The organism is Rhizobium sp. IY2, assembly GCF_047532935.1.
Taxonomy (GTDB): domain Bacteria; phylum Pseudomonadota; class Alphaproteobacteria; order Rhizobiales; family Rhizobiaceae; genus Rhizobium; species Rhizobium anhuiense.
Genome location: NZ_JBLKNU010000011.1, coordinates 130,784 through 150,753, shown reverse-complemented (window position 1 = coordinate 150,753; position 19,970 = coordinate 130,784). Strand labels below are relative to the sequence as shown.

The 19,970-nt window shown below is 62.3% G+C and carries 17 protein-coding genes; 11 read left to right on the top strand and 6 right to left on the bottom strand.

All coding sequences use genetic code 11. The annotated features are described in order from the left end of the window. The first annotated feature begins 122 nt into the window (after nt 1-122). The 7 genes from ACMUVN_RS27175 (at nt 123) to ACMUVN_RS27145 (ending at nt 7,127) form a co-directional block, all read left to right on the top strand. The gene (locus ACMUVN_RS27175) at nt 123-1,142 is read left to right on the top strand and encodes a sugar ABC transporter substrate-binding protein (protein ID WP_028756641.1); all 1,020 of its coding nucleotides are present in this window, start codon (nt 123-125) and stop codon (nt 1,140-1,142) included. A 155-nt stretch (nt 1,143-1,297) separates the two neighbouring features. Continuing rightward, complete coding sequence (locus tag ACMUVN_RS27170) at nt 1,298-2,362, top strand: ABC transporter permease (RefSeq protein ID WP_028756640.1); 1,065 nt, start codon at nt 1,298-1,300, stop codon at nt 2,360-2,362. Nucleotides 2,363-2,364: 2 nt separating this feature from the next. Then, a complete protein-coding gene (locus ACMUVN_RS27165; RefSeq protein ID WP_254960725.1) occupies nt 2,365-3,147 on the top strand; it encodes an ATP-binding cassette domain-containing protein in 783 nt (260 codons plus the stop codon). After that, nucleotides 3,144-3,776, top strand: coding sequence for a nucleoside triphosphate hydrolase (locus ACMUVN_RS27160; RefSeq protein ID WP_028756638.1), 633 nt, complete (start codon nt 3,144-3,146; stop codon nt 3,774-3,776). The genes ACMUVN_RS27165 and ACMUVN_RS27160 overlap by 4 nt, the downstream gene beginning before the upstream one ends. A gap of 210 nt (nt 3,777-3,986) precedes the next feature. Then, the gene (gene pyrC, locus ACMUVN_RS27155) at nt 3,987-5,024 is read left to right on the top strand and encodes a dihydroorotase (protein ID WP_168332441.1); all 1,038 of its coding nucleotides are present in this window, start codon (nt 3,987-3,989) and stop codon (nt 5,022-5,024) included. Between the two features lie 186 nt (nt 5,025-5,210). Beyond that, nucleotides 5,211-6,389, top strand: coding sequence for a GGDEF domain-containing protein (locus tag ACMUVN_RS27150; RefSeq protein ID WP_414815700.1), 1,179 nt, complete (start codon nt 5,211-5,213; stop codon nt 6,387-6,389). A 204-nt stretch (nt 6,390-6,593) separates the two neighbouring features. Then, entirely contained in the window at nt 6,594-7,127 is a 534-nt protein-coding gene (locus tag ACMUVN_RS27145; protein WP_097543239.1) for a glyoxalase superfamily protein, read from the top strand. Between the two features lie 229 nt (nt 7,128-7,356). Here ACMUVN_RS27145 and ACMUVN_RS27140 read toward each other — a convergent pair whose 3' ends face one another. Then, entirely contained in the window at nt 7,357-7,839 is a 483-nt protein-coding gene (locus ACMUVN_RS27140; RefSeq protein WP_097543266.1) for a DUF1772 domain-containing protein, read from the bottom strand. 2 nt (nt 7,840-7,841) lie between these two features. After that, a complete protein-coding gene (locus tag ACMUVN_RS27135; protein WP_097543240.1) occupies nt 7,842-8,666 on the bottom strand; it encodes an NmrA family NAD(P)-binding protein in 825 nt (274 codons plus the stop codon). 100 nt (nt 8,667-8,766) lie between these two features. On the opposite strand from ACMUVN_RS27135, the gene ACMUVN_RS27130 reads away from it, so the two are divergent. The 3 genes from ACMUVN_RS27130 to ACMUVN_RS27120 all read left to right on the top strand — a co-directional run bounded on the left by ACMUVN_RS27130 (nt 8,767) and on the right by ACMUVN_RS27120 (nt 11,174). Further along, nucleotides 8,767-9,420: a TetR/AcrR family transcriptional regulator gene (locus tag ACMUVN_RS27130; protein WP_097543241.1), complete on the top strand. Its 654-nt coding sequence runs from the start codon at nt 8,767-8,769 to the stop codon at nt 9,418-9,420. 75 nt (nt 9,421-9,495) lie between these two features. Continuing rightward, the gene (locus tag ACMUVN_RS27125; RefSeq protein WP_047617096.1) at nt 9,496-10,185 is read left to right on the top strand and encodes an orotate phosphoribosyltransferase; all 690 of its coding nucleotides are present in this window, start codon (nt 9,496-9,498) and stop codon (nt 10,183-10,185) included. Between the two features lie 62 nt (nt 10,186-10,247). Next, nucleotides 10,248-11,174: a carbohydrate kinase family protein gene (locus ACMUVN_RS27120; protein ID WP_097543242.1), complete on the top strand. Its 927-nt coding sequence runs from the start codon at nt 10,248-10,250 to the stop codon at nt 11,172-11,174. Nucleotides 11,175-11,230: 56 nt separating this feature from the next. Here ACMUVN_RS27120 and otsA read toward each other — a convergent pair whose 3' ends face one another. From otsA to ACMUVN_RS27105, 3 genes are all read right to left on the bottom strand, one after another. After that, nucleotides 11,231-12,631 (bottom strand): alpha,alpha-trehalose-phosphate synthase (UDP-forming), encoded by a 1,401-nt coding sequence (gene otsA, locus ACMUVN_RS27115; protein WP_414815699.1) that lies wholly within the window; start codon nt 12,629-12,631, stop codon nt 11,231-11,233. Between the two features lie 517 nt (nt 12,632-13,148). Then, the gene (gene pgi / locus ACMUVN_RS27110; protein WP_414815698.1) at nt 13,149-14,774 is read right to left on the bottom strand and encodes a glucose-6-phosphate isomerase; all 1,626 of its coding nucleotides are present in this window, start codon (nt 14,772-14,774) and stop codon (nt 13,149-13,151) included. A gap of 187 nt (nt 14,775-14,961) precedes the next feature. Then, entirely contained in the window at nt 14,962-16,662 is a 1,701-nt protein-coding gene (locus ACMUVN_RS27105; protein ID WP_063474761.1) for a long-chain fatty acid--CoA ligase, read from the bottom strand. 256 nt (nt 16,663-16,918) lie between these two features. Between ACMUVN_RS27105 and ACMUVN_RS27100 the strand changes: the two genes are divergently transcribed. Continuing rightward, the gene (locus ACMUVN_RS27100) at nt 16,919-17,311 is read left to right on the top strand and encodes a PRC-barrel domain-containing protein (protein WP_028756625.1); all 393 of its coding nucleotides are present in this window, start codon (nt 16,919-16,921) and stop codon (nt 17,309-17,311) included. A 200-nt stretch (nt 17,312-17,511) separates the two neighbouring features. Here ACMUVN_RS27100 and ACMUVN_RS27095 read toward each other — a convergent pair whose 3' ends face one another. After that, nucleotides 17,512-19,968: a glycoside hydrolase family 2 protein gene (locus ACMUVN_RS27095; protein WP_414815697.1), complete on the bottom strand. Its 2,457-nt coding sequence runs from the start codon at nt 19,966-19,968 to the stop codon at nt 17,512-17,514. Nucleotides 19,969-19,970: the final 2 nt, after the last annotated feature.

Here is a 19,970-nt window from a genome sequence, read left to right as displayed (position 1 = left end):
TCTTAATTGCCGTCGTCAAGGGCACGGGACCGCTGGGAGGCATTAGCGATCCACGGCGAAGTGTCATATCTTAAGATTCCGGCCCCGCAGGGGCGGCGCCGGCAAACTCTGGGAGGAGTTCCATGAAGAAATCTGTTCTCGCTTTCGGCGCGCTCGCGCTTGGTGTCACTTTTTCCGCTCCTGTCATGGCGGCTGACGTTGCTGCCTGCCTGATCACCAAGACCGACACCAACCCCTTCTTCGTCAAGATGAAGGAAGGTGCGACGGCCAAGGCCAAGGAACTCGGCGTTTCGCTGAAGTCCTATGCCGGCAAGATCGACGGTGACAGCGAAAGCCAGGTCGCCGCCATCGAAAGCTGCATCGCCGACGGCGCCAAGGGCATCCTGCTCACCGCTTCCGACACCAAGGGCATCGTCTCGTCGGTCAAGAAGGCGCGTGATGCCGGCCTGCTGGTCATCGCGCTCGACACGCCGCTCGAGCCGGCCGATGCCGCCGACGCCACCTTCGCCACCGACAACCTGCTCGCCGGCAAGCTGATCGGCCAGTGGGCCAAGGAAACACTGGGCGACAAGGCCAAGGACGCCAAGGTCGGCTTCCTCGACCTGACCCCGTCGCAGCCGACGGTCGACGTTCTGCGCGACCAGGGCTTCATGATCGGCTTCGGCATCGACCCGAAGAATCCGGACAAGATCGGCGACGAAGACGACAAGCGCATCGTCGGCCATGACGTGACCAACGGCAATGAAGAAGGCGGCCGTAAGGCCATGGAAAACCTTCTCCAGAAGGATCCTGGCATCAACGTCATCCACACGATCAACGAACCGGCCGCTGTCGGCGCCTATCAGGCGCTGAAGGCTGTCGGCATGGAAAAGAACGTGCTGATCGTCTCGGTCGACGGCGGTTGCCCGGGTGTGAAGTCGGTCAAGGAAGGCGTCATTGGCGCCACCTCGCAGCAATATCCGCTGCTGATGGCGTCGCTCGGTATCGAGGCGATCAAGAAGTTCGCCGATAGCGGTGAAAAGCCGAAGCCGACCGAAGGCAAGTCCTTCTTCGACACCGGCGTTTCGCTCGTCACCGACAAGCCGGTCTCCGGCGTCAAGTCGATCGACACCAAGGAAGGCACCGACAAGTGCTGGGGCTGAGCCCGCTTTATTAAAAGCAGACCGGCCGGGGCTTGATCCCCGGCCGTTTTCGACGGACGATGTGCCGTCGCCTCACGAACCGGCTAAGCAAAGACCGGAAGGATATCGGTGACGGCCCCCGCGCGAGTTCGGCGCGCGGATGCGGAGGAGGAACCATGACCGGAACACAGGAATTCGAACGCGTTCTCGACGGCAGCGACAAGAGCGTTGCCTCCTTCGAGCACCAGGATGTCTCGCTGATCAAGCGCGCCCAGCATTTTCTGCACTCGACGCCGGCCGCCGTGCCGCTGATCGTGCTGGTGCTGGCAATCATCATCTTCGGCATCGCCATCGGCGGACGGTTCTTCTCGTCCTACACGCTGACGCTGATCCTGCAGCAGATCGCCATCGTCGGTATTCTCGGCGCCGCCCAGACGCTGGTGATCCTGACTGCCGGTATCGATCTTTCGATCGGCGTCATCATGGTGATCTCGGCCGTCATCATGGGCAATGTCGCCATCACCTACGGCATACCGACACCGATCGCGGTCGCAGCCGGCATGCTTGTCGGCGGCCTGTGCGGATTGTTGAACGGCTTCCTCGTCGCCTACATGAAACTGCCGCCGTTCATCGTCACGCTCGGCACCTGGAATATCGTCATGGCGACGAATTTCATCTATTCCGCCAATGAGACGATCCGCGACACCGACGTCGACGAACAGGCGCCGCTGCTGCATCTTTTCGCCATGAGCTTCAAAGCCGGCACAGCCGTGCTGACGCTCGGCGTCATCGCCATGGTGCTGCTCGTCCTGCTGCTCTGGTATGTGCTCAATCACACCGCCTGGGGCCGGCATGTCTATGCGGTCGGCGACGATCCGGAAGCGGCCAAGCTCTCCGGCATCCAGACCAAGAAGGTGCTGCTTACCGTCTATACGATTTCGGGCGTCATCGCCGCCTTCGCCGCCTGGGTCTCGATCGGCCGCAACGGCTCGATCTCGCCGTCCTCGGCGGTCACCGACTATAACCTCCAGGCGATCACCGCGACCGTGATCGGCGGCATCTCGCTCTTCGGCGGCCGCGGCTCCATTCTCGGCACGCTGTTCGGCGCGATGATCGTCGGCGTCGTCTCGATGGGCCTCAATATGCTCGGCGCCGACCCGCAATGGAAAGTCCTCCTGACGGGCGTGCTGATCATCGCCGCCGTCGCCATCGATCAGTGGATCAGAAAGGTTTCGGTGTAATCATGGCTCGCGAACCCCTTCTCACCGCCCGCGGTCTCGTCAAGCGCTACGGCCGCGTGACCGCCCTCGATAATGCCGATTTCGACCTCTATCCGGGTGAAATCCTCGCCGTCATCGGCGATAACGGCGCCGGCAAGTCCTCGCTGATCAAGGCGATCTCGGGCGCCGTCACCCCGGACGAGGGGGTGATCACGCTGGAAGGCCGGCAGGTGCAGTTCCGCTCGCCGATGGAAGCGCGCGAGGCCGGCATCGAGACCGTCTATCAGAACCTTGCTCTGTCGCCGGCGCTGTCGATCGCCGACAACATGTTCCTCGGCCGCGAGATCCGCAAACCGGGCGTGCTCGGCTCCATGTTCCGCATGCTCGACCGGCCGGCCATGGAGAAGCTCGCGCGCAACAAGCTCTCCGAACTCGGCCTGATGACCATCCAGAACATCAACCAGGCGGTGGAAACGCTCTCCGGCGGCCAGCGCCAGGGTGTCGCGGTCGCCCGCGCCGCCGCCTTCGGCTCGAAGGTCATCATCATGGACGAACCGACGGCAGCCCTTGGCGTCAAGGAAAGCCGCCGCGTGCTGGAACTGATCCTCGACGTCAGAGCCCGCGGCCTGCCGATCGTGCTGATCTCCCACAACATGCCGCATGTGTTCGAGGTGGCCGACCGGATCCATATCCACCGCCTCGGCCGGCGTCTCACGGTGATCGATCCGAAGGAATACACCATGTCCGACGCCGTCGCCTTCATGACCGGCGCCAAGGCGGTGCCGACGGAGACCGTCGCGGCATGACGGCACGCATCGACGAAATCGCCGGCGCAGTTCTTGACCGCGCCGGCAACTCCAGGCGTTTCCTGGTCGCCATCGCCGGGCCGCCGGGTGCCGGCAAATCGACCATGGCCGACAATCTGGCCAACGCCCTGAAGGCGAAAGGCGAGCGTGTCGCGGTGCTGCCCATGGATGGTTTCCACATGGACAATGCCATTCTCATCGAACGCGGCCTGCTTGCCCGCAAGGGCATTCCGGAAACCTTCGATGTGCGCGGCTTCCTGGATATCGTCCGCGCGGTTCGCCCCGCAGATCAGGAAGTCCTCGTCCCGGTCTTCGATCGCTCGCGCGAGCTTGCGATTGCCTCTGCCCGCCCGATCTCTCCCGAGGATCGTTTCATCATCATCGAGGGCAATTATCTGCTCTTCACGCAGGGCAAATGGGCTGAACTCGACGGCATCTTCGACTACACGATCATGCTCGCCCCTCCGATCGAGGTGCTGGAAGAGCGCCTTTGGGATCGCTGGCGCGGCTATAAGCTGACCGAGGAAGCCGCCAGCGCCAAGGTCTACGGCAACGACCTGCCGAACGGCCGGCTGATCCTCGAAAACCGCCGCCCGGCCGATGTGACGCTGGAGATCGCGCTGGCGTGACGCCGTGCGGCATGCATGGAAAAGAGCGAAAGCGCATCGCATGAATCAATTTCAATGCGAGGCGCTAATGCATGTCGCCCGGAAGTGTGCTGCGGTTCCGGGGTAACGACATGCTTGAAAAAAGAGCGAAAGCGCGTCGCATGAATCAATTTCAATGCGACGCGCTTTAGTGCTATCGAGGCCGCAGACGCATCGCTTCGGAGGCCTGCCATGCAATCGATCACCATCCGCCGTCCTGACGACTGGCACCTGCATCTGCGCGATGGCGCCATGCTGGAAGGCGTGATTGCCGATACGAGCCGCACCTTCGCCCGCGCCATCATCATGCCCAATCTCGTGCCGCCCGTTGTCACCACCACTGACGCCAGGGCCTATCGCGAGCGTATCCTCAAGGCGCTGCCGGACGGCCATCGCTTCCAGCCGCTGATGACGCTTTACCTCACCGAGCATACCAGCCCCGGTGACGTGGAGGAGGGGGCTGCGAGCGGCCTCATCACCGCCGTCAAACTTTATCCCGCCGGCGCCACGACCAATTCGCATGGCGGCGTGCGCGATATGGAAAAGGCGATGCCGGTGCTGGAACGCATGGCGAAGATCGGCCTGCCGCTCTGCGTCCATGGCGAGGTGACGACGCCTGATGTCGATATCTTCGATCGTGAGGCCGTCTTCATCGACACCGTGCTCGATCCGCTGCGGAAGCGTCTGCCGGAACTGAAGGTGACGATGGAGCATGTCACGACAGCAGATGGCGTCGATTACATCAAGGCCGCCAAATCAAATCTCGCCGGCTCGATCACCACCCATCACCTGATCATCAACCGCAACGCCATCCTGGTCGGCGGCATCCGCCCGCATTATTACTGCCTGCCGGTCGCCAAGCGTGAGAACCACCGGCTGGCCCTGCGTGCGGCCGCCGCAAGCGGTGACGCCCGCTTCTTCCTCGGCACCGATTCCGCCCCGCATGTCGATCCGCTGAAGGAATGCGCCTGCGGCTGCGCCGGCATTTACACCTCCGTCAATACGATGAGCTGCCTCGCCCATGTCTTCGAGCAGGAGGCCGCGCTGGAGCGGCTCGAAGCCTTCACCTCACTGAACGGGCCGGCCTGGTACGGGCTTGCGCCGAACGAAGAGCGCATCACGCTCTCACGGCAGGCCGAGCCGGTCGTCTTTCCCGCGAAGATTGAAACCGGCGCCGGTCCGGTGACGGTGTTCGATCCGATGTTTCCCCTGCATTGGCAGGTGGTGTAGCGGGTATAGGTTTTCAGAATTCAATTTTAAATGGAATATTCATCTTAAGTTTCGGCGTGACGTTAAACGCGTAACATTTGCATTGTGCAGTGCATCATTTGTTAACGGATGCATAAGACATTCCTCGCTGCGAACCCCAGAAGCTGCCAACATCCGGCACTGGAATAGCTGCGGAGACTGAAGAGCATGATGCTTGACTACAACTCCCTTTTGCTAGCGCTCGGCGTCTCCGCGGCATGCCTTGCCGTGACACTGATGGGCAGCTGGATTGTCCGCCGGGCGGAAACGGTGCTGCTCACCGCCACCGTCGGCCTGGTCCTGGTCGTCAGCGGCATTTTTGTCTACAGCGCCTATGTCAATACGCCGGAGACATGGTTGGGCGTCGCCAACTTCGTGCTGTTTCATGCCGGCTTTGCCACCATCTGGGGGGCCGGCCGGCAGTTCCTCACCGGCCGTCCGTCCGTTCCGGCCATCGCGATCCGCGCCCTTGCGGCGATGGTCTTCTCCGTCGTGCCGATGCTGTTGGGTTATGACGGCCTCGCCTTCATTGCCGACAATATCGCCATTGCTCTTTTGCTCTTTGCCACCGCCCGGCAATATTGGCTCGCGCGCGCCGAGGCGCCGGCCCCGCTCCTCGGCATCACCGCGCTTTACACGCTGACCGCAATCTCCTTCGTCCTCTGCGCCGCCGTGCTGATCTCCGACGGAAAGCTGGTGCTCGGCAAGGCCCCCAGCAACTGGGCCGAAGATCTGAGTCTCGCCGTCTGCATCGCCGGCATGACCGGGATCGGCGCGCTGTCGCTGGCGCTGCATCAGTGGCGGCTCGCCGCTCGCCATCGCCTCGAGGCGATCACCGATCCGCTGACCGGCCTGCTCAACCGCCGCGCCCTGTTCGACGAGTACGGCACGCGCCCGATGGGCAACACCACCGCCGTCATCGTCTTCGATATCGATCATTTCAAATCCGTCAACGATCGCTTCGGCCATGCCGTGGGCGACAGCGTGATCAGGGCCTTCGCCGCCGAACTCGCCGCCCATTGCCGCGCCGGAGATATTGCCGCCCGGCTCGGCGGCGAGGAATTCGCGCTGGTACTGAAGGAGATCATGCCCGGCCGGGCGGAATTGGCGGCCGAGCGCATCCGCCGCTCCTTCGAAGCGCGCGAGATCCAGATCGACAACGAAGTGCTGACATGCACGGTCAGCGTCGGCGTTGCGCCCGGCCGCTCGAACAGCCTGGACTTCGACGCCATGCTGAGTGCCGCCGACAAGGCGCTCTACGTCGCCAAGCGCGGCGGCCGCAACCGGGTTGAGCTTGCCGGCCACCTGCAGGCGGTTCCGCTCGAGGCGTCGCGCACCGCGTCTTGATTCCTGACCGGTGCTCTCATAACATCGACCTCGGCCGGATGCGGCCAGCCGCCCCGCGACGCTCGACGTTTGACACTTTGGCGTTATGGTGAATGCATCCAGAAAACATCCTTCACATCCCTTGCCGTTTGGCGATCGATGGCGAACGGGTCAGCAGACGCGGGCACTGATCTTCCTGTTTGCCGCCAACGGAAGGATGACATCATGCGCGATTTTCGCGACGCCAAGCTCATGGCAAAAACCTTGCGGCAGGCTCTCGCCGACCGCGACATTTCGCTGACCCACAGCGAGACCCTCGAAATCGTCGCCCGCCAGTTCGGGCTAGACCAATGGAACATCCTCTCGGCCAAGATCGACGCGGCGGGCGCTTCCTCGGCCATCGGCATCGAGCCGCCGATGCCGATCTTCCGGATCTTCTCGGTCGAGAAAGCGATGGAATTCTATTGCGGATTCCTCGGCTTTCATCTCGATTGGGAGCACCGCTTCGGCGAAAACTTCCCGGTCTATTGCCAGGTCTCGCGCGACGGCATGGCGCTGCATTTGAGCGAACATTCCGGCGACGCCAGCCCCGGCGCCAAAGCCTTCGTCCGTGTCGCCAATGTCCGGGCCTACCACGCCGAACTCGCCGGCAAGGACTACCGCTACATGAAGCCCGGCGTCGAGGAAGCGCCCTGGGGATTGGAGATGACCGTCATCGATCCTTTCAGCAACCGCATTGCCTTTTGCGAGCAGAAGTAGACGAGGGGCGGCTTGGCTCCTCCCCAGCGGGGAGAAGGTGGCCCGAAGGGTCGGATGAGGGGCCGCACGGCATACCCTATATGTTGACCTTCGCTTACGCTCCGTGCATTCGCGGCCTTGCCGCTCACCCCCTCAACCGCCTGCCGGCACCGACCGGAGTCGAGCCGCGGGTCTCGACCCGTCCGACCGACCCCCGCCGGGGAGAAGGGACGTGTGGCAGACGCGCCGCCTAGACAATCATCAGCGCCCGCACGAATGCCACCGAGGCGAGCAGCGAGGCGATCGTCCGCACATGGTTCCACCATGTCCAGTCTTTGAGATAGGTGGTCCAGAGCTGAACCGCCTCCGCCCCGCTGCCGCTGACCTTATCAAGCGCATCGTTCATCGGCACGTTGAAGATGATGGTCGAGAGGAATGAGGCGACGATATAGAGGGTCGCACCTGCGAGCATCAACACGGATGCCCCGCCGCGCCAGTCGATCACCGCCAGCACCGCGATGACGATGCAGAGGATTGCCGTCGGCACGAAAAGGCCCATGAAGGGCGAGCGGACGATCGTGGCGTTGATCGAGTTCATCGCCGCGATGCCCTGTTCCGCCGGGATGCGCGAGAAGGCGGTCATGATGAAGGTCGAGAAGGCGAAGAAGATGCCGGCGACGAGTCCGCTGCCGATCGCCGCGGCGGCGAGGGAGAGGGTGAGAACGATCTGCATGGTCAGGCGCTCCATATTCCGCTTGTCGCGGTTCGGCGGGCATATTGGCCAAAATCGGTGGCGGGGCGGCCGAGGATTTCGGCGACACCGCCCATCACCCTGGAATTGCGCCCGTCGAGCACCTGGCCGAACAGTTCCTCCAGAAGATCGATCAGGCCTTGGGGCAGGCCGGCTGCAGCAAGCGCGCCGGTGAAATCCGCCATCGACACCTGCTCATATTCGATCGGCCGCCCAGTGGCCGCGGCGATCTCGGCGACCGCCTGTCGGAAGGTCAGTGCCCGCGGGCCGGTCAGTTCGTAAACCTTGTTGCGATGGCGGGGATCGGTCAAGGCGGCGACGGCGGCATCGGCGATGTCGTCGGCATCGATGAACGGTTCGCTGATCTCGCCTGCCGGCAATTGCAGCCGGCCGCCGATGATCTGCTCGACAAAGGCGCCCTCACTGAAGTTCTGGCAGAACCAGGAGGCGCGCAGGATGGTGGTGTCAATGCCGGACGCCTTCAGCGCTGCCTCGCTGCGTTGCGCGCCCTCTTCGCCGCGGCCGGAAAGCAGCACGATATGCGCAAGGCCACAGTCTACCGCGACCTTGGCGAGTGCGCCGATCGCCTCTGCCGCCCAGGCGACGGAAAGATCCGGCTGGAAGGCGACATAGGCGCTCGATGCGCCCTCAAGTGCCTCGCGCCAGGTCGACCTGTCCTCCCAGTCGAAGAGACGGGCGCTGGAGCGTGACGCCGCGCGAACGTTGAGCCCGCGCGCTTCCAGGCGCTTGGTGATGCGGCCGCCGGTCTTTCCCGATCCACCGACGAGGACGATTTCGGAATTCTGCATGTCGAAGCTCCTTCCTTGATCAAAACAAGAGAAACTCTCTCATTTGCAAAATGAGATAAACTCTCTTATTTTCTTTGTCAACTTGGAAAAGGAGCAGACGATGTCGGAGCAGCCGGTCGCAACGCGCAGGCGCCAGCAGGAGCATAGCGGCCAGCTGCGCCGGATCCCCAGCCAGCAGCGCGGCCGTGAGCGCTTCGAAAAGATCCTCGCCGTCGCCTCCGAGCTGATCGAAAGCCATGGCAGCGACGGCTTGAAAATGAGCGAGATCGTCGAAAAGGCCGGCCTTTCCTTCGGCGCCCTCTACCAATATTTCCCCGATAAGAGCTCGATCATCCGGACATTGGCCGAGCGTTTCAACGAAGAGGGCAGGCGATGCGTCGAGGCGGAGCTGGCGAAGGTCACCGATGCTGCGGGGCTGCAAGGCGCGCTCGCCACGATCGTTGACGAATATTACGGCTTCTTCCGCCGCGAGCCCGTCATGCGCGACATCTGGCATGCGACCCATACCGACAAGCTGCTGCAGCAGGTCGATGCCAAGGACATGGAATTTCATGCCCAGGCATTTCTCGCCGTGCTCGTCCGCCTATGGCCGCATCGCGACCGCAAGGAACTGCTGGCGATCGCCCGGCTGACGATGCAACTGCTTGCCGCCGGCGTGCGATATGCGGTTTCGCTCGATGCGGAGGAGGGCGCCCAGGCGATCGCCCTGTTCAAGAAGATGCAGATCGCCGATATCGGTCGTCTGCTGCGGTAATTGGCTCGCCTTTCGTCTGGAAACGTCGGGCTCTTGCTGCTATTCCCCCAAGGACCCAAGCCGAAGGAGAGCCGCATGATCCAGACCACATTTCCCGACCGCGCCGTGATGGCCGAACTGGTGGCCAAGATGCTCTGGGAAATCAAGGCGGTGCATTTCAATGCCGCCCAGCCTTACAAACTCGCCTCCGGCATGGCGAGCCCGGTCTATATCGATTGCCGCAAGCTGCTTTCCTTCCCGCGCATCCGCTCGACGGTGATGGATTTCGCTGCCAGCACCCTGCTGCGCGATGCCGGCTTCGAGCAGTTCGATTGTATCGCCGGCGGCGAGACCGCCGGCATCCCCTTTGCCGCGCTGCTGGCTGACCGCCTCGGCCTGCCGATGATCTATGTCCGCAAGCAGCCGAAGGGCCATGGCCGCAATGCCCAGATCGAAGGCAACATGCCGGAAGGCTCGCGCGTTCTCGTCATCGAAGACCTGACGACAGCCGGCGGCAGCATGTTCAAGTTCATCGACGCGGTTCGTGCCGCCGGCGGCATAGTCGATCATGGCATTGCGCTGTTCTTCTACGGTATCTTCGGCGAACAGCGCTTTACCGACGGCAAGGTCCGGCTGCATCACATCGCCACCTGGCGCAATGTTCTGGCCGTCGCCAAGGCGCAGAAGCTCTTTGACGACAAGACGCTGACGGAGGTCGAGGCCTTCCTTGATGCGCCGCTGGCCTGGTCGGGCAGGAATGGTGGGGTTAGTGAGCTTTCGCTCTAGCCAGTTGACAAAAGCTCACTTAATCGATTGATGGACATATCAGTGCTGTTGGGAGGAATACGATGATTTTGTGCTGCGGCGAAGCCTTGATCGACATGCTGCCGAGGGACACGACGCTCGGCGAAAAGGGCTTTGCGCCCTATGCCGGCGGCGCGATTTTCAACACCGCGATCGCGCTCGGCCGCCTCGGCATCCCCACCGCCTTCTTCACCGGCATTGCCGATGACATGATGGGCGAAATCCTGCTCGCGACGTTGAAGGCGAGCAATGTCGATTACAGCCCGTGCGCCATCACGCCGCGTCCCTCGACCATCGCCTTCGTCAAGCTGGTCAATGGCCAGGCGACCTATGCCTTTTACGACGAGGGCACGGCCGGCCGGATGATCACCACGGCCGACCTGCCTGTTCTGGGCGATGATTGCGAAGCCTTGCATTTCGGCGCCATCAGCTTGATCCCCAGCCCCTGCGGCGAAACCTACGAGGCGCTTCTCGACCGCGAAGCCGCAAGCCGCGTCATCTCGCTCGATCCGAATATCCGTCCCGGTTTCATCAAGGACAAGCCGTCGCATATGGCCCGCATCAAGCGCATGGCCGCCAAATCAGACATCGTCAAATTCTCCGACGAGGACCTCGAATGGTTCGGCTTGGAAGGCGACCACGATACGCTCGCCGCCCACTGGCTTGCCCACGGCGCCAAGCTCGTCGTCATCACCAAGGGTGCGGAAGGTGCTTCCGGCTATACCAAGGAGCGTAAAGTCACGGTCCCGAGCCAACGCGTCACCGTCGTCGACACGGTCGGCGCCGGCGACACCTTCGATGCCGGAATCCTGGCTTCCTTGAAGATGGATGGTCTGCTGACCAAGCCTCAGGTCGCCTCGCTCGACGAAAAGGCACTCCACAACGCCCTGGCCCTCGGCGCCAAAGCCGCCGCCGTCACGGTCTCCCGCGCCGGCGCCAATCCGCCCTGGACGCATGAGATCGGGCTTTAACCCTCGCGCCGGGGACGGTGCGAGGCTTTTTGCGATGACGGCTGGACGCTGATCGATCAGGCGATTGTCCGGGGAAGTTCGGGAGCGGTCACCAGGTCCCGCAAGAAGTTTTCGCACCAAAGCGAGACATCGTGAGAGAGCAGATGCTCCATCATCATGCTCCAGCGTTCGCGGCGCTCCCCAAGCGACATGGCAAGGCCCCTGGCAATCGCATTGGCAGTGCCTTCGACATCGTAGGGATTGACCAGCAGCGCACCCTTCAGCTCCCGAGCCGCGCCGGCGAAGCGCGATAACACCAGAACGCCCGCGCGATCCGGATTCTGGGCGGCGACATATTCCTTGGCGACGAGATTCATGCCGTCGCGCAACGGCGTGACCAGCCCGATCGTCGCCAGGCGGTAGAGGCCGGCGAGCACGGTGCGGTTGATCGAACGGTTGACATAGCGGATAGGCACCCAGTCGACCGTCCCGATGGCGCCGTTGACGCGGCCGGCCTGCTCGGCGACCATCTTCTGCATATGCTCGTATTCGGGAACTTCCGATCGCGACTTCGGCGTGATCTGCAGATAGGTGACCTTGTTCTGATAGGCGGGATTGCCGGTGAGGAAGCGTTCGAACGCTTCCAGCCGCTGAATGATGCCCTTGGAATAATCGAGCCGATCGACCCCGATGATCATGTCGCGGCCCTCGATGCTGCGCCGGGTCTTTTGCACCATGACATTGTTTGCGGCGCTCTCGGCGAAGTCGGCGAAGCCCGCGGTTTCGATACCGATCGGATAGGCGCCCGCCTTGAATATCCGCCCATGTGAATCGAACGATCCATTTCCGAGGTCGTCGCCAATGCCTTCCCTTCTGAGATACCCGGCGAAGTTCTGGAGGTCGTAGTCCGTCTGGAAGCCGACGAGATCGTAATGCGAGAGCCCGCGCATGATTTCTTCATGGACCGGCATCGTGACGAGAATGTCGGCCGGCGGCCAGGGAATGTGCAGGAAGAAGCCGATCCGGTTCTTCAGCCCCATTTGGCGCAGTTCGGCGGCCAGCGGAATGAGGTGGTAGTCATGAACCCAGATGATGTCGTCCGGCTCGATCATCGGCGCCAGCCGGTGCGCGAAAAACCGGTTGACGCGGAAATAACCGGCCATTTCCTTTCGGCCATATTCGGCGAGGTCGAGGCGGTAGTGACAGATGGGCCAGAGAACACGGTTTGCAAATCCGCGATAATATTCCTCGACGTCGGTGTCGGTGAGATCGGTCAGCGCATAGGTAATGTTACCCTTCTGCAGTTGCGACAGCGGGCCAGGCTCCCTGTCTCCGCTCGACTCTCCCGACCATCCCATCCAGATGCCGCCGCGCGCCTGCAGGGCTGCCTGCAGCGCGACCGCCAGGCCGCCGGCCGCGGCGCTCCCATCCTTGGCCGGCATGGGAACACGATTGGAAACGACGATAAGACGGCTCATGAATTTCCTTTGGTGAAGATGGATCGTGAAAACGCTCTATGGTGAGCGTCTCGGGCAATCTCCCGAACTGGGCGCGAAAGAGCGGATCCGGACGAAAGTGGCCCGGTGCATACGCCAGCGGAAACAATGAAACGGGGCATCGCCCCCGGCTTGTAGGCCATGTCGTCGGAAGTACCCTGCGCACATATTTTGCTTGAATCTAGGGCGATGGCGGCAGATTGAAAGAATTCTTTCTAAAATTTTCTATTAGAAGAAAGTTCAATCCGGTTTTGCGCCACAGGCCCCATCGACAGGGATGCTTCAGGCAGGCCGTCATCAATTCACCATTTGCGGGCCGCAATGACCATGCTGGCGCCAATCCGCTCTGGGTGCATGAGATTGGTATGTAAGGTTAAAGCCCGCTTCGCCCCTCATCCGGCTGCGGCCACCTCCCCATCCCCATTGACGCTGCGTTTGGCAGGTCCCCTCGCCCCGTCAGAACGGGGAGAGGGTCAGGGTGAGGGGTAATCTCGCCCGCTTACTTCGCCAGCTTCGCCAGCGCCGCAACCAGGCCCTGCGTCGAGGAATCATGGCCTGCCGCACTTTCCTTGCCTTCGACGACCGGCAGCAGGCCGGTTGCCAGTTCCTTGCCGAGCTCGACGCCCCACTGGTCGAAGGAGTTGATGCGGAAGAGCACGCCTTCGACGAAGACGCGGTGTTCGTAAAGCGCGATCAGGCGGCCGAGGGCGTAGGGGGTCAGCTTGTCGTAGACGAAGGTGATCGATGGGCGGTTGCCGGTAAAGACGCGGTGCGGGGCGATGAAATCGGCCTTCTTGTCGTCCATGCCCTTGTCGGTCAGCTGCTTCTTGGCTTCCGCGAAGGTGCGGCCCTTCATCAGGGCTTCCGACTGGGCGAGAACGTTGGAGATGAGCAGCTGGTGCTGGTGACGCAGCTCCGGCTCGAAGGCATTGGCGGCGATCATGAATTCGGCCGGGATGATGCTCGTGCCCTGGTGGATGAGCTGGTAGAAGGCGTGCTGGCCGTTGGTGCCGGGTTCGCCCCAGACGACCGGGCCGGAATTGCCCTCGACCGGCGTGCCGTCGATGGTGACACCCTTGCCGTTCGATTCCATGTCGAGCTGCTGCAGATAGGCCGGGAAGCGCGACAGGCGCTGGTCGTAGGGCAGGATGGCGCGGGTGGGGTAGCCCAGCACATTGCGGTGGTAGAAGCCGATCAGGCCGAGCAGCATCGGCAGGTTTTCGGTAATCGGCGCCTTACGGAAGTGATTGTCGACGGCATGGGCGCCATCGAGGAATTTGCCGAAATTCTCCGGCCCGACGGCGATCATCAGCGGCAGGCCGATCGCCGACCAGATGGAGTAGCGGCCGCCGACCCAGTCCCAGAAGCCGAAGACGCGGGCGCTGTCGATGCCGAAGGCAGCGACCTTGTCGAGCGCCGTCGAGACGGCGGCGAAATGGTGCTGCACGGCCGCTTCGCCGAGCGCCCTGGCGATGAAATTGCGCGCCGTCTGCGCATTGGTCATCGTCTCGACGGTAGTGAAGGTCTTCGAAGCGACGATGAACAGCGTCGTTTCCGGCTGCACCAGCTTCAGGATATCGGCGATATGGGCGCCGTCGATGTTGGAGACGAAATGGGCGCGCGGGCCGTCATGAAAGGGGGCAAGCGCCAGCGTCGCCATGACAGGGCCGAGGTCCGAGCCGCCGATGCCGATATTGATGACATCGGTGATCGCCTTGCCGGTGGCGCCCTTCAGCGCGCCGGAGCGGATCTCGTCGGCGAACTTGCCCATGGCGGCAAGCACGGCATTGACGTCGGGCATGACGTCCTTGCCGTCGACCAGCACCGGCGTGTTGGAGCGGTTGCGCAGCGCGGTGTGCAGAACGGCGCGGTCCTCGGTGAAATTGATCGCCTTGCCCGAGAACATTTCCTCGCGCTTCTTCTCGACGCCGCCGTCTTCGGCAAGCTTCACCAGCAGCTTGAGGATATCGTCATTCACCGCCGTCTTGGAAAAATCCATCAGCAGGTCGTCAAGCGAAACGGAAAAACGCGAAAAGCGCTGCTGATCGGCGGCGAAGGCGGCACGGATATCGGTCGCCTTGGTGGCATCAGCGGTGCTTTTCAGCTGTTCGACGATGGCGTTCATGGGAGGCTCCTTTGGAGGCGGAAAGGGTTGCGGAAACTATTCGCTTTATCACCCGCAAATCAAGTTCAGCCACCTGCCGAAATAGAAAAAAGCCACCCGCGGTGAGCGGATGGCCCTCAATTTCATTAGAGCGCCGCGCGTCCCAAAGACGTGCAAAGGACGCTGTAACACTTTGAATTCGTCAAATTCAGCCGCGCAGGTCCTTGCGCAGGATCTTGCCAACCGGCGACTTCGGCAGTTCGGTGCGGAACTCGATGAAGCGCGGCCGTTTGTAGTTGGTGAGATTGGCGGTGCAATGGGCTTTCACCTCCGCCTCGGTCAGGTTCGGATCCTTCCTGACGACGAAGAGTTTGACCGCCTCGCCCGAATGTCCGTCCGGCACGCCGATGGCCGCGGCCTCGAGAATGCCGGCATGCATGGCGGCGACCTCCTCGATCTCGTTCGGATAGACGTTGAAGCCGGAGACCAGGATCATGTCCTTCTTGCGGTCGACGATCTTGGTATAGCCGCGTTCGTCCATGAAACCCATGTCGCCCGAGCGGAAATAGCCGTCATCGGTCATCACCCGCGCCGTCTCCTCCGGCTTCTGCCAGTAGCCGGCCATCACCTGCGGCCCGCGGATGCAGATCTCGCCGACCTGGCCAAGCGGTAACGAATTGCCTTCCTCGTCGCGGATGTCGAGGTCGGTGGAGGGCAGCGGCAGGCCGATCGTACCGGTGAACTCGGCCGAATCGAAACGGTTGGCGGTGGCGACAGGCGAGGTTTCGGAAAGGCCGTAGCCCTCCGTCACCGGCGTGCCCGTCATCTTGAGCCAGCGGTCGGCGACCGGCCGCTGGACGGCCATGCCGCCGCCGAGCGACATGATCAGCGGGGAGAAGTCGAGCTTGGCGAAATCGGCATTGTTCATCAGCGCATTGAACAGCGTGTTGAGGCCGGGGAAGATATGCACGTCGGATTTGCCGAATTCCTTGACGAGACCGGGAATGTCGCGCGGATTGGCGATCAGGATATTGTGGGCGCCGAGCGACATGCCCATCAGCGAATTCACCGTCAGCGCAAAGATATGGTAGAGCGGCAGGGCGCAGAGGAAATTCAGCACCTCGGGCTGCTTCTTGCGCTCGAAGGCCGAGCGGAGCCAGAGCGACAGCTGCTGCTTGTTGGCGAGCAGGTTCGCATGCGTCAGCACCGCGCCCTTGGCAACGCCCGTGGTGCCGCCGGTATATTGCAGGAAGGCGATATCGCCGCCGGCAAGCGTCACCGGCGCAAGCTTCTTTCCCGCCCCTTCGCGCAGCACCTGGCCGAAGCTCTTGTGCTGCGGGATCGACCAGGAGGGAACGAGCTTCTTCACCTTGCGCACGACGAAATTGACGATCAGCCCCTTGGGTCCCAGCATTTCGCCGAGCGAGGTGACGACGACATGGCGCAGATCCGTCTTGTTGAGCACCTGCTCCACCGTGCGGGCGAAATTCTCCAGCACGAAGATCGCCTTGGCGCCGGAATCCCGCAGCTGATGTTCGAGTTCGCGCGGCGTATAGAGCGGGTTGACGTTCACCACGACGAGGCCGGCGCGCAGGATGGCGTAGGTGGCGATCGGGTTCTGCAGCACGTTCGGCATCATCACGGCGACGCGATCGCCCTTCTCGAGGCCGATGCTCTGCAGCCAGGCGGCGAGTTTGCGCGTCTTGCTCTCCAGTTCACGATAGCGCATCGCCTTGCCCATGCTGGAAAACACCGTCCGGTCGGCGTAACGGGCGCAGGATTTTTCCAGCATTTCGGCAAGCGAGGCATATTCCAGAGGTGGGAGTTCGGCCGGAACGACATCGGGATAGCTGGCAAGCCAGGGCTTGTCGGGTTTGGCTCCGTTCGGATGGACGGAAATGCTGTTCATCGTATCCTCTCTCCCTTGCGGCCGCCGCTGAGCCAGCAATCGTCTGGCCCATATTGACCGGAAAGATCCTCCGTCTTCCAGTCCGGCAGCTTATGCCATTGCCTGAACGGTTCAAGCCGAATGAAGCTATACTAACCTTGACGTAAACGTCAACATTCGGCCATCGCCGGATCGTAGGAAGGCTGGGGAACTTTGAGTCGGCCATGACGTTGATCCTGTAGACTCACTATGAGGAAACACCAAAAGGAGGTGCACAATGTTGAACCAGGATACTGACGCCACCCGCCGCGACCCGAACGTCGAGGGCACGCATGCGATGATCGCCAGCGACCGTGTCGAAGGCACCCGTGTTTATGGTTCGGATGGCAGGCATATCGGCTCGATCGAACGCCTGATCATCGGAAAACTCGACGGCCGCGTCGCCTATGCCGTGCTGAGCTTCGGCGGCTTCCTGGGCATCGGCCACGATCACTATCCGCTTCCCTGGGAAAAGCTGAACTACGACACCCAACTGGACGGCTATCGCATCGACCTGACCAAGGAGCAGATCGAAGGCGCCCCGAGCTATTCGGACGATGACGACACCTGGTACAACGATAATGGCCGCCGGGTCTATGATTACTACGGCGTGCCGCCCTACTGGATGTAACGTCGTCCGATAGGCCGAGCTGGAAGGGCCCCGCGGCATGCGGGGCCTTTTTGGTGTTTGGTGACAAATGTCGTGGCTCGGCAGCCCCTCATCCGGCTGCCGCTACCTTCTCCCCGTAAACGGGGCGAAGGGGATGTACGCGACCGCTCTCGGCTCGTCCCTCTACCCGTTTACGGGCAGAGGGTTAGGGTGAGGGGCAGCTAGCGCGAACCGACAACAAGATCATTGGCCGATCGCAGCACGGTGCCGATGACAATATCCTCTGCCCTGATCGCCTTCGCCGTCTTGACCGCAAAGACATGGCTCTCGCCCGGCAACAGCGTCATCAGCATCGAATCGACGACGGCATCCGGATCCAGCCGATCCGCCATCAGGCAGAGATCCTTGAGGAAATTTTGCGCCGTCACCTTGACCTGATACCCGCCCTCAATGCTGGTGACATCGACCGCCAGCCGCGGTGCCGGCAAGGCAAGCTCGATATCCTCGACGAAATAATGGAAGGCCCGCCTGTCCAGCATCTGCACGACGATGAGCTCGTCCTTCGCTAAGCCGGGAGTGACGATATCCTTGGGCAGCGGAAATTCCTTGGCCTCGAAGCGGTCGCAGAGCAGCCGCCAGAATTCGAATTCAGCAAGCACGGTGCCATCGAGCTTCAGGCGTTTGCCGCTGATCTTCGCCCGCCAGAACAGGGTGCGTTCGTTGACCGCCACCGCCGCAAGCCCGTCGCCGCGCGGCTGGATCGTCAGCAGGCGCGGATCATAGGCTGCCTTCAGCGCATACCAGAGCGGCTTGCGGCGGCCGGCCGAATCGAGCGCCGCCCATGAGGTCACCGGCCAGCAATCGTTGAACTGCCAGACCACTGCGCCCTTGCAGACATTCCGGTGCGAGCGCATGTGCTCGACGCCGAAGCGGATGGCGCGCGCCTGGTTGAGCTGGGTGGCGAAATGCCAGTCGTCCATCGTCTGCGGCTCCGGCAGATGGCCGGCAAGGCCGCGGATCAGCTTGTCATTACCCTCGGTCGCCTTCTGATGGTGGAAGACGCCGTTCGATTGCGGCGTCAGCGGCTGGTCGTGCACGCTTTCTTCGATCGTCGCCCAGGCGGCCGGCGCCTGCCAGCCGAATTCGGAGCAGAAACGCGGGATGTAATTGCGGTAGACCTCGTAGCCGACATCGTTCCACACGTCCCAGATATGTTTGCAGCCATGGCCGTCGGCATTGGGTTCGATCTCCATCGAGCCGGAATAGGGGCTGCCGGGATAATAGGGCCGGTCGGGATCGAGTTCGCGGCAGAGTTTGGGCAGCAGGTCGAGATAATAGCCGAGCCCCCAGCTCTCGCCCGCCTTGATGATCGGCCGCCAGCCCCATTCGTCGAAGCCCCAGATGTTCTCGTTATTGCCGTTCCAGAGGACCAGCGAGGCATGCGGCATCAGCCGCACGACATTGTCACGCACCTCCGCCTTGATCTCGCTTCTGAGCGGCTCCTCCTCCGGATAGGCGGCGCAGGCAAAGAGGAAATCCTGCCAGACCAGCATGCCTTCACGGTCGCAGGCCTGATAGAATTCGTCGGCCTCGAAAATGCCGCCGCCCCAAACGCGCAGCAGATGGATGTTGGCGGCCTTTGCCTCCTCGATCCGCGCGGCATAACGCTCGGCCGTCACCCGCGGGGGGAAACAATCGTCCGGAATCCAGTTCGCCCCGCAGATGAACAGCGGCACGTCGTTGACGACGAAGGTGAAGGCCGAGCCGTGTTCGTCGGCCGAGGTGTCGAGCCGCAGCGAGCGGAAGCCGAGTTCGCGTTCAAAGCTGTCGAGCAGATCGCCGCTGGCCTCGTCGACCAGCCTCAGCGTCATCGGATAGAGCGGCTGCGCGCCGAGATGGTGCGGCCACCACAGCTGCGGCGAGGGGAGGGTAAGCTCGAAGGCGCTCTCGTCTTCGTCAGCATTGATTGCCACCGTCTGGGTCACGCCGCCGATTGCGGCGACGAGCTTGCACGGCGCCTTGTCGCCATGCCGCGCCAGCCTGGCATGGACCTTGATCAACCCATCGCCGCCGGCAAGCGTTGCGGATACGCGCGTTTCGGCAAGCCGCACCTGATCCCAGCTTTCCAGCCGGACCGGCTTCCAGAGACCTGCCGTCACCAGCGTCGGTCCCCAGTCCCAGCCGAAATTGCAGGCCATCTTGCGCATCAGATTGCCCGGTCCCGGATAGTTGTTGGGGCGGTAGCCGTAATGCCTCTCCATCTGCGCGCCATAGGCGTAGGCCGAGCGGAAGGTGACCGTGAGTTCGTTGCTCCCGGCCTTCAGCAGCTCCGACACATCGAAGCGATAGGTGCGGTGCATGTTGAAGGTGCGGCCGATCTCTTCGCCGTTGAGGGATATCACCGCGACCGTATCGAGCCCGTCGAAGACGAGTTCCCATACCTTGCCATCATCAGGCATTGCCTCGAAGCTGCAGCGATAGGTCCAGTCGGTTTTGCCGATCCAGTCATTGGTGATCTCGTTGACGTCGATATAGGGATCGGGGATCAGCCGGTTGGCGAGCAGGTCGAGATGCACGCAGCCCGGCACCGTTGCGGGTATCGCGGCCGGCAGGCCGGATCTTCCTGTATCGTTACAGGTAAGCGTCCAGCCGGAATTGAGCGCGGTCTTCTCGATCATGG

What these genes read in the sequence shown, in the direction of transcription:
- otsA (WP_414815699.1), bottom strand. Translation starts at nt 12,631, where the DNA reads ATGAGCCGTCTTATCGTCGTTTCCAATCGTGTTCCCATGCCGGCCAAG.
- ACMUVN_RS27095 (WP_414815697.1), bottom strand. Translation starts at nt 19,968, where the DNA reads ATGATCGAGAAGACCGCGCTCAATTCCGGCTGGACGCTTACCTGTAAC.
- ACMUVN_RS27150 (WP_414815700.1), top strand. Translation starts at nt 5,211, where the DNA reads ATGATGCTTGACTACAACTCCCTTTTGCTAGCGCTCGGCGTCTCCGCG.
- ACMUVN_RS27175 (WP_028756641.1), top strand. Translation starts at nt 123, where the DNA reads ATGAAGAAATCTGTTCTCGCTTTCGGCGCGCTCGCGCTTGGTGTCACT.
- ACMUVN_RS27160 (WP_028756638.1), top strand. Translation starts at nt 3,144, where the DNA reads ATGACGGCACGCATCGACGAAATCGCCGGCGCAGTTCTTGACCGCGCC.
- ACMUVN_RS27140 (WP_097543266.1), bottom strand. Translation starts at nt 7,839, where the DNA reads ATGCAGATCGTTCTCACCCTCTCCCTCGCCGCCGCGGCGATCGGCAGC.
- ACMUVN_RS27120 (WP_097543242.1), top strand. Translation starts at nt 10,248, where the DNA reads ATGATTTTGTGCTGCGGCGAAGCCTTGATCGACATGCTGCCGAGGGAC.
- ACMUVN_RS27165 (WP_254960725.1), top strand. Translation starts at nt 2,365, where the DNA reads ATGGCTCGCGAACCCCTTCTCACCGCCCGCGGTCTCGTCAAGCGCTAC.
- ACMUVN_RS27105 (WP_063474761.1), bottom strand. Translation starts at nt 16,662, where the DNA reads ATGAACAGCATTTCCGTCCATCCGAACGGAGCCAAACCCGACAAGCCC.
- ACMUVN_RS27125 (WP_047617096.1), top strand. Translation starts at nt 9,496, where the DNA reads ATGATCCAGACCACATTTCCCGACCGCGCCGTGATGGCCGAACTGGTG.
- ACMUVN_RS27135 (WP_097543240.1), bottom strand. Translation starts at nt 8,666, where the DNA reads ATGCAGAATTCCGAAATCGTCCTCGTCGGTGGATCGGGAAAGACCGGC.
- ACMUVN_RS27100 (WP_028756625.1), top strand. Translation starts at nt 16,919, where the DNA reads ATGTTGAACCAGGATACTGACGCCACCCGCCGCGACCCGAACGTCGAG.
- ACMUVN_RS27170 (WP_028756640.1), top strand. Translation starts at nt 1,298, where the DNA reads ATGACCGGAACACAGGAATTCGAACGCGTTCTCGACGGCAGCGACAAG.
- ACMUVN_RS27130 (WP_097543241.1), top strand. Translation starts at nt 8,767, where the DNA reads ATGTCGGAGCAGCCGGTCGCAACGCGCAGGCGCCAGCAGGAGCATAGC.
- pgi (WP_414815698.1), bottom strand. Translation starts at nt 14,774, where the DNA reads ATGAACGCCATCGTCGAACAGCTGAAAAGCACCGCTGATGCCACCAAG.
- ACMUVN_RS27145 (WP_097543239.1), top strand. Translation starts at nt 6,594, where the DNA reads ATGCGCGATTTTCGCGACGCCAAGCTCATGGCAAAAACCTTGCGGCAG.
- pyrC (WP_168332441.1), top strand. Translation starts at nt 3,987, where the DNA reads ATGCAATCGATCACCATCCGCCGTCCTGACGACTGGCACCTGCATCTG.